The sequence below is a fragment of the Gordonia phthalatica genome (assembly GCF_001305675.1).
Classification (GTDB): Bacteria; Actinomycetota; Actinomycetes; order Mycobacteriales; family Mycobacteriaceae; genus Gordonia; species Gordonia phthalatica.
The window spans coordinates 3,136,708-3,150,798 of record NZ_CP011853.1 but is presented as its reverse complement, the minus strand read 5'-3'; the positions used below and the strand labels follow the sequence as shown (position 1 = coordinate 3,150,798).

General features: G+C 67.9%; 13 protein-coding genes. 7 read left to right on the top strand and 6 right to left on the bottom strand.

Annotation, left to right across the window (positions count from 1 at the left end; all coding sequences use genetic code 11):
- Positions 1-29 precede the first annotated feature (29 nt).
- The 3 genes from ACH46_RS14715 to ACH46_RS14705 are packed head-to-tail and all read right to left on the bottom strand — an operon-like array spanning position 30 to position 3,869.
- Complete coding sequence (locus ACH46_RS14715; protein ID WP_226995636.1) at positions 30-713, bottom strand: response regulator; 684 nt, start codon at positions 711-713, stop codon at positions 30-32.
- Positions 710-2,380 (bottom strand): ATP-binding protein, encoded by a 1,671-nt coding sequence (locus ACH46_RS14710; RefSeq protein WP_226995635.1) that lies wholly within the window; start codon positions 2,378-2,380, stop codon positions 710-712. Before ACH46_RS14710 ends, ACH46_RS14715 begins: the two co-directional genes overlap by 4 nt.
- A 43-nt stretch (positions 2,381-2,423) precedes the next feature.
- Entirely contained in the window at positions 2,424-3,869 is a 1,446-nt protein-coding gene (locus ACH46_RS14705) for a CitMHS family transporter (protein ID WP_236995103.1), read from the bottom strand.
- 244 nt (positions 3,870-4,113) lie between these two features.
- Here ACH46_RS14705 and ACH46_RS14700 point away from each other — a divergent pair, with 244 nt between their 5' ends.
- Genes ACH46_RS14700 through ACH46_RS14690 form a run of 3 tightly spaced genes read left to right on the top strand, consistent with a single transcriptional unit; the run spans position 4,114 to position 7,367 of the window.
- The gene (locus tag ACH46_RS14700) at positions 4,114-5,442 is read left to right on the top strand and encodes an MFS transporter (RefSeq protein ID WP_062395481.1); all 1,329 of its coding nucleotides are present in this window, start codon (positions 4,114-4,116) and stop codon (positions 5,440-5,442) included.
- 26 nt (positions 5,443-5,468) lie between these two features.
- A complete protein-coding gene (locus ACH46_RS14695; protein WP_062393582.1) occupies positions 5,469-6,047 on the top strand; it encodes a YdeI/OmpD-associated family protein in 579 nt (192 codons plus the stop codon).
- 33 nt (positions 6,048-6,080) lie between these two features.
- On the top strand, positions 6,081-7,367 hold the full coding sequence (locus ACH46_RS14690; RefSeq protein WP_062393581.1) for a glutaminase: 1,287 nt from the start codon (positions 6,081-6,083) through the stop codon (positions 7,365-7,367).
- Between the two features lie 289 nt (positions 7,368-7,656).
- Here ACH46_RS14690 and ACH46_RS14685 read toward each other — a convergent pair whose 3' ends face one another.
- Together ACH46_RS14685 and ACH46_RS14680 are read right to left on the bottom strand one after the other, a co-directional pair.
- Complete coding sequence (locus ACH46_RS14685; RefSeq protein WP_062393580.1) at positions 7,657-9,237, bottom strand: DUF222 domain-containing protein; 1,581 nt, start codon at positions 9,235-9,237, stop codon at positions 7,657-7,659.
- A 473-nt stretch (positions 9,238-9,710) separates the two neighbouring features.
- Positions 9,711-10,319 (bottom strand): helix-turn-helix transcriptional regulator, encoded by a 609-nt coding sequence (locus ACH46_RS14680; protein ID WP_157851062.1) that lies wholly within the window; start codon positions 10,317-10,319, stop codon positions 9,711-9,713.
- Between the two features lie 98 nt (positions 10,320-10,417).
- On the opposite strand from ACH46_RS14680, the gene ACH46_RS14675 reads away from it, so the two are divergent.
- A complete protein-coding gene (locus ACH46_RS14675; protein WP_062393578.1) occupies positions 10,418-10,699 on the top strand; it encodes a DUF2249 domain-containing protein in 282 nt (93 codons plus the stop codon).
- 162 nt (positions 10,700-10,861) lie between these two features.
- Positions 10,862-11,713: a 3-hydroxybutyryl-CoA dehydrogenase gene (locus ACH46_RS14670; protein ID WP_082399686.1), complete on the top strand. Its 852-nt coding sequence runs from the start codon at positions 10,862-10,864 to the stop codon at positions 11,711-11,713.
- A 109-nt stretch (positions 11,714-11,822) separates the two neighbouring features.
- On the opposite strand, the gene ACH46_RS14665 is transcribed toward ACH46_RS14670, so the two are convergent.
- Positions 11,823-12,185, bottom strand: a complete 363-nt coding sequence (locus ACH46_RS14665) for an HNH endonuclease (protein WP_062393577.1) — start codon at positions 12,183-12,185, stop codon at positions 11,823-11,825.
- A gap of 150 nt (positions 12,186-12,335) precedes the next feature.
- Between ACH46_RS14665 and ACH46_RS14660 the strand changes: the two genes are divergently transcribed.
- Together ACH46_RS14660 and ACH46_RS14655 are read left to right on the top strand one after the other, a co-directional pair.
- Positions 12,336-13,478 carry an alpha/beta hydrolase family protein gene (locus ACH46_RS14660; RefSeq protein WP_062393576.1) on the top strand — a complete coding sequence of 381 codons (1,143 nt, stop codon included), beginning with the start codon at positions 12,336-12,338 and terminating at the stop codon, positions 13,476-13,478.
- A 33-nt stretch (positions 13,479-13,511) separates the two neighbouring features.
- Positions 13,512-14,087 carry a PepSY domain-containing protein gene (locus tag ACH46_RS14655; RefSeq protein ID WP_062393575.1) on the top strand — a complete coding sequence of 192 codons (576 nt, stop codon included), beginning with the start codon at positions 13,512-13,514 and terminating at the stop codon, positions 14,085-14,087.
- Positions 14,088-14,091: the final 4 nt, after the last annotated feature.

The window sequence follows — 14,091 nt, the reverse complement described above, 5'->3', positions numbered from 1 at the left end:
CAGTGCCGACAGTAGGGCATAGCGACTGCCTAACGCAGCCGATACTCCTGCCGTGGACGACCGGTCCCGCCGTACTGCAGTGTCATGCGCAGTCGGCCCGCGGAGATCAGGTGCGCCAGGTGACGACGTGCGGTCGGGGCGGCGATACCGACCCTGTCGGCGACGTCGTCGGCGAACAGCACGACGTCCGGCCCGGTGAACAACTCGAGGATTCTCGTCTCGGTCGGTGACGACGCGTCGGCACGGTCCCGCCCGACGCGGCCGAAGCGTATCGCCGACAGCGCTTCGTCGACGCGCTGCTGATCGACGTCGTCCTCGGCGAGCAGCCGCCGATAGTGGGCGTAGCCGGCGAGCCGTCGCGCCAACTCGGTGTCCTCGAAGGGCTTGATCAGATAGGTCAGCGCCCCCGATCGGGTGGCGCGACGGACCGCTTCGCCACCGGACTCGGCGCCGACCACGAAGCTGTCGCAGGGGAGTTCGGCAACCAGGTCGATGCCCGACCCGTCGGGCAGGTAGACGTCGAGCAGGGCCAGGTCGACGGTGCCCGCGGCTGCCGCGGCGCGCGCGTCCGCACAGTTGCCGACCTGCGCCTCGACTCGGAATCCGCGGAGTGCATCGACGATGGATGCGTGCAGTCGCGCCACGCGGAAGTCGTCGTCGACGATCAGCACTCGGATCTCGTCGAGCGGTCCGGCCATTCCCGTCTCCTTCATTGCTCAACTCCTTCACTCACCGCATGCCGCATCTCTGCGACGAACACCGCACCGCCCAGGTCCGACGATCCGCCGCCGGAATCGGCGACGGTCAGGTCGCCGCCATCGCGGCGACACAACTGTCTGGCGAGCGCGAGGCCCATGCCGCGGCCGCCGGGGATGCCGGTGCCGTCCTTGGAGGTCATCCCGTCGACGAAGACATCGTCAGGTCGATCGAAGGCGATGCCGGCACCGGAGTCGGCCACGGTGACCCACAGTGTGCTGCCGTCGCCGAGCAGTTCCACGTCCACTCGACCGTCCTCGGCGTCAAGGGCCGGCGCCGCCGCGTCGACCGCATTGTCGATCAGATTGCCGATGACCGTCGTGGCCGCGACCGGATCGACGAGATCGCCGTCCACCCAGGTCTGCGGACCGAGCGTCAACTGCACGCGCCGCTCCCGCGCGAGGGTGGCCTTCGCATCCAGGAAGGCATGCAGGTGCGGTTCCTGCACGTTGTCGAGGCCGGCCACTCCGGCACGACCGCGGGTGCCTGCGATCTCGGCGAGATAGTCGGAGGCCTCATCGACGTCGCCCTGACGGAGGAGTCCGGCGAGCACGTGGAAGCGGTTCGCGGTCTCGTGCCGCTGTGCGCGCAGTGCCTCGCTCATCGTGCGCACCGAGCCGAGTTCGCGGGTGAGTTCCTCGACATCGGTGCGGTCGATCACCGACAGCAGCATGCCGAGGTCGCGGTGGTCGGCCTCGATGCGCCGTGACGTCGCCAGCACGATCCGGTCGCCGACCGTCGCGGAGACGGGGGAGTGCTGCTCGTTCCGCAGCAGCGCCCGAAGCCGATCGGGCAGCCCGAGATCGTCGACGTCGGTTCCGAGTGGAGCCTCGACGCCCAGCAGTCGTCGCCCGTGGTCGTTGATCATCCGGAGGCGGCCGGTCTCGTCGGTCGCGAGGACCCCGTCGGCCAGCGCATGGAGGACGGCGCGCTGCTGTCCGACCAGGTCGACGAGTTCGTCGGGTTGGAGCCCGAGTGTCAGGCGACGCCAGCGCCGCGCGAGCAGACCGGACCCGACGATGCCGATCGCGAGTGCCACGCCCGCCAGCCCGACGACGATGCGGATGTCGCGCCACGTCGCGGCCCGCACCCGTTCGGTCGAGATACCGGTGCTGACGAAGCCGATCACGCGGCCGTCGGCGTCCCGGACCGCGGCCTTACCGCGCACCGATTCGCCGAGCGTGCCGCGGTCGGTGTCGACGACGTCATCACCGGACAAGACGTCGCCGGCGTCGGTCGACACGTGCTGCCCGAGTCGATCGGGCTCGGGATGCGCCACGCGGATGCCGTCCCGGTTGGCGATGACGACGAACAGGACGCCGGTCCGCTGCGCGACGGCGACGGCCTCACGCTGAAGCGTCCCGCTGCGCAATGCCGCAGCGTCGAGGCGAGTGCCCTGCAACTGCGAGAGCAGGATCCGGACGTCGGGGTCGTCGGCCACCGCGCGGGAGACGGCGAGCGCGCGTTGTGCGTACTCGTCGCGAAGGCTGTCGTCGACGGTGCTGATGTGCCAGCCGAAGCCGACTCCCAGACTGACCGCCAACACTGCGATCTGGAGGAGCAGGATCTGCATGCCCAACGACACACGCCCGGTCCGTGGGGCCGGGCGCGCGTCGTGGAGCATGCGAGTCAGGGTAGGCGGTGCGTCGCTGATGAGAACGCGGATCTCAGAACGGGATCGCGCCGACCAGCGCGCCGACACCGAGCATCGTCACCGAGACCACGGCCGCACGCCACAGCACCTTCTTGTGGTGATCGGCGAGCGGGACGGCTGCCAGTGCGACCAGCAGCAGGATGGCGGGCACCAGCGGGCTCTGCATGTGGAACGGCTGCCCGGTGATCGAGGCGCGCGCCATCTCCGTCGGGTCGATGCCGTACCGCGACGCGGTCTCCGACAGAACCGGCAGCACGCCGAAGTAGAAGGCGTCATTGCTCATCAGGAAGGTCAGCGGGATCGACAGCAGGCCCGTGACGATCGCCAGATGCGGGCCCATCCAGTCGGGGATCGCACCGGTCAGCCAGTGCGCGAGCGCCTCGACCATACCGGTGCCGGTGAAGACGCCGGTCAGGACGGCCGCGGCCAGGACCATCGCGACCACCGACACGATCGACGACGAGTGTCGGGTGATCGCCGCCTGCTGCTCCTTGATGTGCGGGAAGTTGATGACCAGCGCCAGGCCCGCGGCGATCATGAACAGCACCGGAATGGCGATGACGTCGGCGCCGAGCACGGCGAGCAGTCCGACGGTGAGGGCCGCGTTGACCCACAGGCGTCGCGGGCGGAGCGTCGCACGATGGGGATCCAGGACTCCGGAGAAGGCGTCGCCTTCCCCGCCGCCGGCCGTGTACTCGTCGCCGAGATCGGCGCTGCCGGAGGCGCGGCGGATGGGGCCGTCGTTCGACGGGCCGTCTGTCGACGATCCCCCCGAGGCGACGCCGGCGCCGACCAGGATCGACTCGCGGATCTCGATGCGGCCGATGCGGCGTCGCTCCATCAGTCCGAGGTGGTACGCGAAGGCGAGGACCACGATCATGGCCACGACCAGCGACGGCACCATCGGGACGAACACGTCGGCGGCGTCGATCTTCAGCGCGGCGGCGGCGCGGGCGGTCGGACCGCCCCACGGCAGGATGTTCAGCGTTCCGTTCGCCAAGCCCGCAGTCACCGTCAGCACCACCGGGCTCACCCCGAGTTTCAGATAGAGCGGAAGCAGCGCCGACGTGACGATGATGAACGTGGTGGATCCGTCGCCGTCGAGGGACACGACCGCAGCGAGGATCGCGGTGCCGACCACCAGCCGAGCCGGATCATTGCGGACCAGACGGACGACGGCCCTGACGATCGGATCGAACAGCCCGACATCGATCATGATGCCGAAGAAGACGATGGCGAAGAACAGCATCGCCGCCGTCGGTGCCAGGTCCTTGATGCCGTCGGAGATCATGTCGCTGATGCCCAGGCCCGCACCGGCGAACAGTCCGAAGGCCACGGGCACCAGGATCAGGGCGACGACCGGCGTCGCACGTTTCGTCATGATCAGGTACATGAACGTGGCCACCATCCCCAGGCCGAGGGCTACCAGCATCGTCGTCTCGATTCTCGTCGTCGTCACCACATCGTGTGATGTGGACTGGAATCGAGTTTCGGAGTAGTCGAAGTCACAGTCACGCTTGTGCGCGTAACTCTCGTTTTGATCGTTTCGCGCGCCGAGCGGAACTCCGCCGCTCGGGGTAGTGGCGATGCGTGTCGGCCCGGTCGTGTGATCGCCGCAACAGGCGCGGTTGTACGCTCAGCCGGTGTCAGACAAGCAGATGACAGCTCCCACCGGTGAAGTCTCCGAGGCCGACCTCGCAGCGATGAAGGCGGTACCGCGATCGCGGATCATCATCGCGTCGATGGTCGGAACAAGCATCGAGTTCTTCGACTTCTACATCTATGCGACCGCCGCAGTCCTGGTGTTTCCGGCGCTCTTCTTCCCGAAGGGCGACGACACCGCCGCGCTCCTCAGTTCATTCGCCACCTTCGGCCTCGCGTTCGTCGCACGCCCCATCGGCTCGATGCTGTTCGGGCACTTCGGTGACCGGATCGGTCGCAAGGCCACGCTGATCGGGTCGCTCCTCACGATGGGCGCGGCGACGTTCATCATCGGCCTGCTGCCGACGTTCGACTCGGTCGGCTATCTGGCGCCCGCACTGCTCGCGCTGATGCGCTTCTGCCAAGGACTCGGGCTCGGCGGAGAGTGGTCGGGAGCCGCGCTGCTCGCGACTGAGACCTCCGAACCGGGCAAGCGCGGCTGGGCCGCGATGTGGCCGCAGCTCGGTGCGCCGATCGGCTTCCTGTTCGCCAACGGACTGTTCCTGCTGCTGATGCTGTGGATGGACTTCGACGCCAAGACCGCCGCCACCAACCACGCCTTCCTCACGTGGGGATGGCGCATTCCGTTCCTCGCCAGCTCTGTGATCGTCATTCTCGGCCTGTACGTCCGCCTGCAGCTCACTGAGACCCCGGTCTTCGCAAAAGCCGTCGCCGAAGGCAAGAAGGTCCGCGCCCCGCTCGCCGAGGTGGTCCGCTCGTCGTGGCGTCAGCTGATCATCGGCACCTTCGTCATGCTCGCCACGTACACGCTGTTCTACGTCGTGACGACGTGGGTCACGTCGTACGGAACCGGCAAGGTGGTCGACGCGTCGGGCATCAAGCTGAGCATCTCGTTCACCGACTTCCTGACCCTGCAGCTCATCTCGGTGCTGTTCTTCGCGGCGTTCGTGCCGGTCTCCGGCTGGCTCGCGGACCGTTACGGGCGTCGTCCGGTCCTGTTGATCATCACCGCTGCGATCATCGTCTTCGGCCTGTCGTTCCGCTGGTTCCTCGACCCGAACGGCATCGACGAGACCGTGATGCTCGTCTTCCTGTCGGTCGGCATGATCCTGATGGGTCTGACCTTCGGGCCGATGAGCGCGGTGCTCCCCGAACTGTTCCCGACCAACGTCCGCTACACGGGGTCGGGGATCGCGTACAACTTCGCGTCGATCCTCGGCGCGGCGGTCGCTCCGTTCCTCGCGACGTGGCTGGTCCACAGCTACGGCGTCGGCTGGGTCGGCGTGTACCTGGCGGTCGCCGGCGCGCTCACCTTCCTCGCGGTGTGCGCGGTCAAGGAGACGCGGGACGTGGAGTTGTCGGACGTCTGACAGGCTTCGGCACCTACGATCAACCGATGACGCAGCCCGATCAGATCCTGGTCTTCGACGACGGTGATGCGTGGGAACGCTGGTTGGAAGCGAACCACGACGTTGCTGCCGAAGCTTGGTTGCGGATCGCGAAGAGCAGGTCGAAGGCCGGTGGGCTCTCGATCGGCGACGCGCTCGACGGTGCCCTCTGCTTCGGGTGGATCGACGGCCAGCGGCGCTCGAACGACGACGACAGCTTCTTGCAGCGGTACTCGCCGCGGCGTCGGACCAGTTCGTGGTCGAAGATCAACGTCGAGAAGTTCGAAGCGCTGGCCGCGGCGGGGCGGGTCCGTCCGGCCGGATTCGCGGCGGTCGACGCAGCGAAGGCAGACGGCCGGTGGAATGCCGCCTACGAATCGCAGCGTACTGCCGCGACACCGGGCGACGTGGCGACCGCACTCGCTGACAGCCCGGCGGCCGGTGCGGCGTTCCACTCGCTGAGCAGGTCTGAGCGATACCTGGCGATCCTGCCGATCCTGAAGTCGCGGTCACCTGGCCGGCGAGCTGAACTGGTGGCGCGGCTCGTCGTCGACCTGACATCGGAACGGCCCTCCGCCGGGGAGTGACCGAATCGGCCGCAGACGACGTACCGTGCGAGTGTGCGCTCTCCGATTCCTGACTACCTCGCCGAGGCCTTGCAGTCCGTCGAGTCCGACACCACCGGTGCGACGGCCGATTACATCCCCGAGCTCGCAGATGCCGATCCCGATCTCCTTGCGGCGGCGTTCTGCACGGAGGACGGGCGACTGTATTCGCAGGGCGATGTCGATGTCGCGTTCAGCATCCAGTCCATCTCCAAGCCGTTCGTCTACGCCCTGGCGTTGGCCGACCGGGGCTTCGACGAGGTGCTCGGGAAGATCAGCGTGGAGCCGAGCGGCGACGCCTTCAACGACATGTCGCTGGAGGAGGGCACGGGACGCCCCCGCAACCCGATGATCAATGCGGGCGCCATCGCCACACACACCCTGGCGGGCCGCCGCGGCGCCGACCCGAAGGATCGGATCGAGCGGATCATCGACGGACTCAGTGCTTTCGCCGGCCGACCTCTCGACGTCGACGAGGCCGTGTACGAGTCCGAGATCGCCACCGCGTATCGCAATCGGGCACTCGCGAACATGCTGCGCGCCAACGGGATCATCGACGAGGATCCACTGATCGCAGTCAGCGGATACACGCGGCAGTGCTCGGTCCGTGTCACCGTCGAAGACCTCGCGCTGATGGCCGCGACCCTCGCCAACCGGGGTGTCAACCCGCGGACTGGTGCACCGGTCGTGCCCGCGCCGGCGGTCCGCCAGACGCTCAGCGTGATGGCGACGTGTGGAATGTACGACGGTGCCGGCGACTGGATGACGCGCGTCGGCATCCCCGCCAAGAGCGGTGTCTCCGGAGGGCTCATCGGAGCTCTGCCGGGGCAGGCCGGCCTCGCCACCTTCTCGCCGCGCCTCGACGACCACGGCAACAGTGTCCGCGGCGTCGACCTGTTCCAGCGCTTCACGTCCGACATGGGCATGCACCTGATGGAGGTCCCGCCGCCGGGCCCGTCGGTGGTGCGCAGTCGACGGGTCTTCGGACACGGCCCGCTCGCCGTGCAGGTGGTGTCACTGCAGGGTTCGATCCGGTTCGCCGGTGCCGAGCGGATCCTCCGTGACTTCGAGGACGACCCGCCCGAGCAGAAGCGCATTGCGATCAGCCTGGTCCGCGTGGGTTCGGTCGGCGACGTCGCGCGCCGCATGATTCTCGAGGCGATCCGCAGACTCACCCTCGACGGTCACGACCTCTTCCTCATCGACCCCGATGGTGTGCTACCGGACCCCGACCCCGGCGACGGCGGTCGCGTGACGGTGGTGGGTCGCCGCGAGGACATCGCCGGTTTCGTGCGAAAGTGAAGACTGCGGCACCGCGCCGATCGCCAGTGGCATCGACATGCGGCCCAACCCGGAGTACTCGTCGCAGCATCGGGGTTGAGGCACCCGGCCGAAAGGGACCGACCAGGGCGTGTCGGATTCGCTGGCGTGTCGCCGTCCTACCCCTTTGCTGATCGAGTAGCTCCGGCGCGCAGCGCCGCAGCGTCATCGAGATCGCCGCGGGCTGGAACGGGTCCCATTCGGTCCATCACGGCGTGTCGGGGCGCTCGGCGTGTCATCGCCGAGCGCCGTGAACGAGGATCGAGTTCTGTCAGAACGGTGGCTCGCCGTCGGCGGCCTCCATCGCCGCGATCGCGGCCTCGCGAGCCCGGCGGTTCGCCGCCCGCTGCCGCATCCGGTACCGGTGCTTGGCCTCCAACCGAGTACGCGCCCGCCCCGGTTCCGGTGCACCCTCGGCGTGTCCGGAACCCGGGCGTGTCGCCCCGCCATGCGAACACGGAATCAAACCCAACTCCGGAATCAGCCACCCGTTCGCGGCCTGCTTCCGCACTGTCAGCCCTTCGGGGGTGGTGATCTCGGTCCAGATCACCCCGTCCGCACCGACGATCTGATCGTCGAGCCAGCCGGCCGCGTGGGTTTTCAGACCGTGGTGGAACTTGCACTTCGGGTTCAGGTTGCACGCACACGTCGCACCGCCCGCGGCGGGGTCGGCGTGATTGAACTCGGTCACATGATCCAGGTCGCACTTCCACGCCGGACGATCGCACCCGACCCACGAGCACGTCCCGTGCACGGCGCGCGCCGCGGTGTCCAACGCGGCCGTCGGCCGATACGGGTTGCCCGGCTGGGCCTGATGATCCATCAACTCATCCAGGTTCAACTCCCGGCGGACCGCGTCCGGGCGGGCGGCGAGCTCGCGGGCGTGGTCGGCGGAGATGGGACCGTAGCCGTCGAGCAGCGCCGGGAGCGTGGAGGTGCCGTCGAGGGTGTCCTTGCGGGCCACCACGTGCAGGACGACGCGGGCGCAGCGGGCGGCCACAGCCTCGTCCGACAGTTCGGCGGCACAGTCCTCACGACCGCACGCGCAGACGAACGGGGCACCGGTCAGGCGGGCGGCGGCCGCATCGGAGCGCAACTGCCCACGGGTACGCGGATCGAATGGGCAGACTCCGGCGATCACCGCGTCGAGGGCGTCTTTGATGAGGATGGCGTCCTCGGCGGTGGTGGTGACGATGACCTCCGACATGCCCTCGTTGAGGGGGTTCACGATCACGTTCTTCTGCGCTGTGACTTCTTCGCGGGTCAGCATGACCGCGTCCGGGTCGTGTTCGGCGACGATCACCTTGACGGCGTCCTCGACGCGCTTGGAGGTGAGGCCGCCGAGGGTGGAGAGGCGGTGGGCGATCTCCGCATCGAGGAACGCCATCAGGTCGGGGTCGATGACCAGGGAGGTCTGTTCGACGACCCGGGTGAACCATGCCGGGGTGATCAGTCCGTCGCGCAGCAGACGCCCCACCGTCGGAATCTTCTCGAAGCATGCCTGGGCGGCTTCGACGAAGTGCTCCGCCGACCTCTGCCGCACCCCGGCGGCGACCGCGTACGACGCAGCGACCTGGCACAGCGGGTCGTAGACCCGCGTGTACTCGGTGTTCGCGCCGTTCGCGTCGGCCTGCGCCATCCGCGCCACCAACAGCGCGTAGATGGCCTCGTACCGGTGCCACAGGACCAGCCCTTGGAAGGAGTCCGCTCGGGCGGCAAAGGCGAGTGTGGCCGCCCTGGCCGACTGTGGTCCTGCCGTGTCGGGTCGCGGGATCCGCACTTGGATCGCGTCGTCGGTCACCACCACCGACGAGCGGGTCGAACTGGTTCGTTCTGCTGTTGTCGTTGCCATGACACCCTCCGAATCTGTCATCGAACTCACATTCGATTGTAGTGAGGGGGTCTGACATTTTCGGATACGGAAATGGAGGGCTGCCCTGGCGGACACGACACGCCGAGGAAATCCGACACGCCATGGTGGCAGGTTTTGCTGGAGGGGTCGATCTCGATGACGCTGCGGCGCTGCGCGCCGGAGCTACTCGATCGGCAGGGGGTTGCGACACGCCGGGAATCTGGACACGCCGTGGTGGCAGGTTTCTATGGGAGGGCCGATCTCGATCACGCTGCGGCGTTGCGCGCCGGAGCTACTCGATCGGCAAGGGGTTACGACACGCCGAACAATCCAACACGCCGTGATGGCAGGTTTCGCTGGATGGTTGATCTCGATGACGCTGCGGCGCTGCGCGCCGGAGGTGCTCGATCAGCAAGGTGTCAGACGACACGCCGACGAATCCGACACGCCGTGCTGGCAGGTTTCTGCTGGGGCTACTCGTCGAACCGCACCGTGCAGCACGTCGGCGAAGTGAAGGGCACGAGCGTGACCGGAGCGTCGTCGCGCTCAGCGAGGCCGTCGAGCATTCCCGCGTGCAGGGCGCAGACCACCCGCTGATGCGAATCGACGAGTTCGCGGAACGGGCAGTTCCGCAGCTCGATCGTCGAGCCGCGGTGGTCCGGTTCGAAGCCGAGCTCGTGGAGGATCGTCGGCGTCAGTGCCGTGGTGTCGTTCCGGTCGGAGGCGAGGCGCGCGCCCCAGGCGTGTCCGGCGTTTCGGGCGGCGGTGGACGGGTCGTCCGAAGACGTCGCGAGATGGTCGACGAGGACCTCGGCGAGCACCTCGTAGTTCCGGTGTCCGGCGCGGGCGCCGCGGATCGTGGGGGAGTAGGCCGCGAGCGGCCGGCCGCGTCCACCGCCACCGCGACTGGATTGCGTGACGAGGCCGGCATCGCGCAGCGCCGAGGTGTGCAGCCGAACCGAGTTCGGATGCAGGTCGAGTGCCGCCGCGAGTTCGTCGACGGTCGGCGGAATCGACGCGGTCCGGATCTCGTCGAGTACCCGACGACGCGTGCCGTCGAGCGTGGATTCGGTGTTCATCATCACGCTCCCCTCGGCGTCCACAGAACCATACGGTCACAATATTTTCTCACAATTACTTTGTGATTAAATGGGCGACACCGACTACGGAAGGACCCACCATGCAGGAACTGCCCATCACCGAGGCCGCCTCCACCTGCCAGTGCGAAGAGGAGCACGGACTCCCCGAACTGGACGCCAGCGCCATCCCGCACGCGATTCGTCACGGCTCGGTCATCGGCGCGTTCCACCAGGTCCGACCGGGTGCCGCGATGATCTTGAAGGCGCCGCACGACCCGAAGCCGCTGCTCGCCCAGCTGGTGCAGATCGAGGGCGACGCCATCGACATCAGCTACGTCCAGCAGGGCCCCGACGCGTGGAAGATCCGCCTCGGCCGCAAGTGATTCCGTGACGGCGGCGCGGCTCGATCCGGTGATCGAGGGCGCCGCCGTCGGCGTCCGCGCCTCCAGACCACCCGCTTGCGACGTCGCCGTCGACTACTACGCTTGCCGTCGAAGGTTGTTCATCCGGCCGCCGAGGGCGGCGGCCCAGCGTTTGGAGTGCATGTGAATCGAATCGGCGTGATCGGCGGCGGCACCATGGGTGCGGGCATCGCCGAGGTGTGTGCCAAGGCGGGCAGTGATGTGCTGGTGCTGGAGACCAAGCAGGAGTTCGCGGACAGCGCTACCGCGCGCATCACCAAGTCGATCAGCCGCGGCGTCGCCAAGGGCAAGATCTCGCAGGAGGACGCCGACGCGGCCATCGCTCGCGTGAAGCTGACCCTCGACGTCAACGAGTTCGCCGACCGCGAGCTGGTCATCGAGGCCGCTCCCGAGGTCGAGGCCATCAAGCACGACATCTTCGCCAAGCTCGACGCCGTCGTGAAGCCGGAGACCATCCTCGCGACCAACACCTCGTCGATTCCGATCATCAAGATCGCAGCCGCCACCGCCCACCCGGAGCGGGTCGTCGGCGTTCATTTCTTCAACCCCGTCCCGGTGATGCCGCTGGTCGAGATCATCTCCGCGCTCACCACGGCTCCGGAGACCGCCGCCACCGTCACCGACTACGCCAAGAACGTGCTCGGCAAGACCACCGTCCAGGCTGGCGACCGCTCGGGCTTCATCGTCAACGCCCTGCTGATCCCGTACCTGTGCCAGGCCATCCGCATGTACGACTCGGGCTACGCCAGCGCCGAGGACATCGACGCCGCGATGAAGGGCGGCTGCGGCTACCCGATGGGTCCGCTGACCCTCTGCGACACCGTCGGCCTCGACATCTGCCTGGCCGCCGCCGAGTCGCTGTACGACGAGTTCGCCGAGCCGCACTTCGCGCCGCCGGCCCTGCTGCGTCGCATGGTCGACGCCGGTCGCCTCGGCCGCAAGAGCGGTCGCGGCTTCTACGACTACAGCGCGTAGCGAATCCCGCACAGATCCCGAGTCGGTCGTCGTACCGGCTCGGGATCTGTCGTCTGTCAGGGCTCTCTCGTCTGTCGGGACTCTGTTGTCTGTCAGGGCTCTCTTGCCGTCAGGAGTCTGAGGCGTCGGGTGCCTCGGCGGTGAGTTCGCGTCGGATGAGGTAGTGCCGTTCCAGGAACAGTCGTTCGTCGAGCTTCTTGCGTCGCATCCACGTGGTGAGTTCGGTGTTGCACTTGCTCGCGTTGCACGAGCGGCAGCACGGCACCACGTTGTCGATCGTGTACCGGCCGCCTCGCGAGATCGCCAGCATGCAGTCCTTCTGCAGGCCGGGTCCCGGTGCGCCGCAGTACGCGTACCCGCCCCAGGCGTCGAGCAGCGACGCCCACTGAACGTCGGTGAGATCGTGCTCCTTCTGAGCCATCCGCAGCTTCCGTCGACGGGCGTAGCGAGCGGCGCGGGCACGAGGAGGCATGTCAGCAGACGCTACCGGTGGTCGGCGACGGCTGGTGAGAAGACCCGGGGTCGGCGGTTCGATCACAGAACGTCGACGACTCGGTGGAACGCCCGGTCGTCCTGATCGAACGCGGTTACCGTTCGACTACGACTCGAGGACGGTGACGACATGTCGACGACGAAGCGTGTGCGCAACTGGGCGCGCGGACTTCTGGCGATGGTCGCGGCGATGGCGGCGACGGTGGTCATCGTCCCCGCCGCCGCGGTGGCCGCACCGAGCACGGCGCCCGGAACCGTCATCGACAGCACGGCTCGGCCCGACGGGTGGCGCGGTCTGTCGAACGGACGGGCCCTCGACTACTGGACGCGCGACGCCCGCGGCAAACCGGTCCCGACCGGTGCGGCGATGTTCGTTCCGTCCGGCACTGCGCCGCGGGCGGGCTGGCCGGTGGTCGCGTTCACCCACGGCACCTCCGGGTATGGAACCGGGTGCGGAGGACAGAGCGGACTCGATGCGCAGCCGAGCGACTTCATCACCAGGCTGGTGACGGCCGGGTACGCGGTGGTCGCCACCGACTACGTGGGGCTGGGTCGATTCGACACCGGCGTCCACCCGTACCTCAACACCCGCAGCGAGGCGACGGCCACGATCGACGCAGTCCGTGCCGCCCGCAGTCTGGACCCGTCCCTCTCGAAGCGGTGGGCGGTCGTCGGACCGTCGCAGGGCGGACAGGCCGCACTCGCCACTGCGCACCGGCAGCGCAGCGAACACCTCGGCCTCGACTTCCGCGGAACCGTCGCCATCGATCCGGAATCGGACGTTGAGAAGATCATGCCGTTCCTCGGGCCGTACGTTCCGGCCGTGCCCGCGCCGATCAACAAGACGTACGGCTTTCTCCTCGCGGTACTCGCCGGGCTGCGTCAGTCCGATCCCGCCGCAGCCGTCGACTCCTACCTGACGCCGCTCGGCCGTGCTCTCGTCGACGGAGTGGGCAACGGAACGTGCGGTGCGCCCAACGATCCCGCGATGGCACTCGGGTCGGCTTTCGCCAAACCGCTCGGCGTCGGGCCGCTCTCACCCGCGCTCAACCGCTACATGGCGGTGCCGACCAGCGGCTACGACGCGCCGATCCTCCTGCTGCTCAACACCTTGGACACCACGGTGCCGTCGCCGTTGCATGCGAAACTCGCCGCCGATCTCGCGCTGAACCGCGTCGACTACCGGATGGTGCTCGGCAACGGCTCGCACACCGACATGAATGCGCAGCAGTGGGCGGCGTTCGACGACTTCTTCACCCGAGCTTTTCGCTGACCGCGACTCGGTCGATCGGACTACCATCGGGTCATGGAACGTCGTGCTGTGAAGATCGCGATCGCCACCGCCGCTCTGATGGCGATTCCACTGGTGGGAGCCTGCTCCAACGACTCCGCCGACACCGCAGCGAACACGGTCACCGTGTCCGCGTCAGTCACTCAGCCGTCGGTGCAGGACAGCGTGGGCCTGACCACCCTGAAACCGAAGGTCGCCTGGCGCGACGCTCTCGCGACGGCGAAGAAGGAGGCAGGCGGCGAGCCCACCTCCATCCGGCTCTCGCACGACAACCGCCTCGTCTACGAGATCGAGCTCGTGTCCGGTACCCAGGAGACGTCCATCGACGTCGACGCGACCAGCGGGACGGTCTTCCAACGCGACGTCGACCACGACGGTGACATGTCCGAGGTGATCGACCTCGACGGCATCATCGAACCCGACCGTGCGATCGCGGCCGCCGTCAAGGCGTCACCGGGACGCATCGTGGAGTGGACCATCGAGCGCGACAAGGGGCGCGTGGTCTACGACGTCGAGATCCGCGACGGCAGCCGCAGCGTGGACGTGACCGTCGACGCGAAGACCGGACAGGTCATCGAGACAGACGACTGACAGG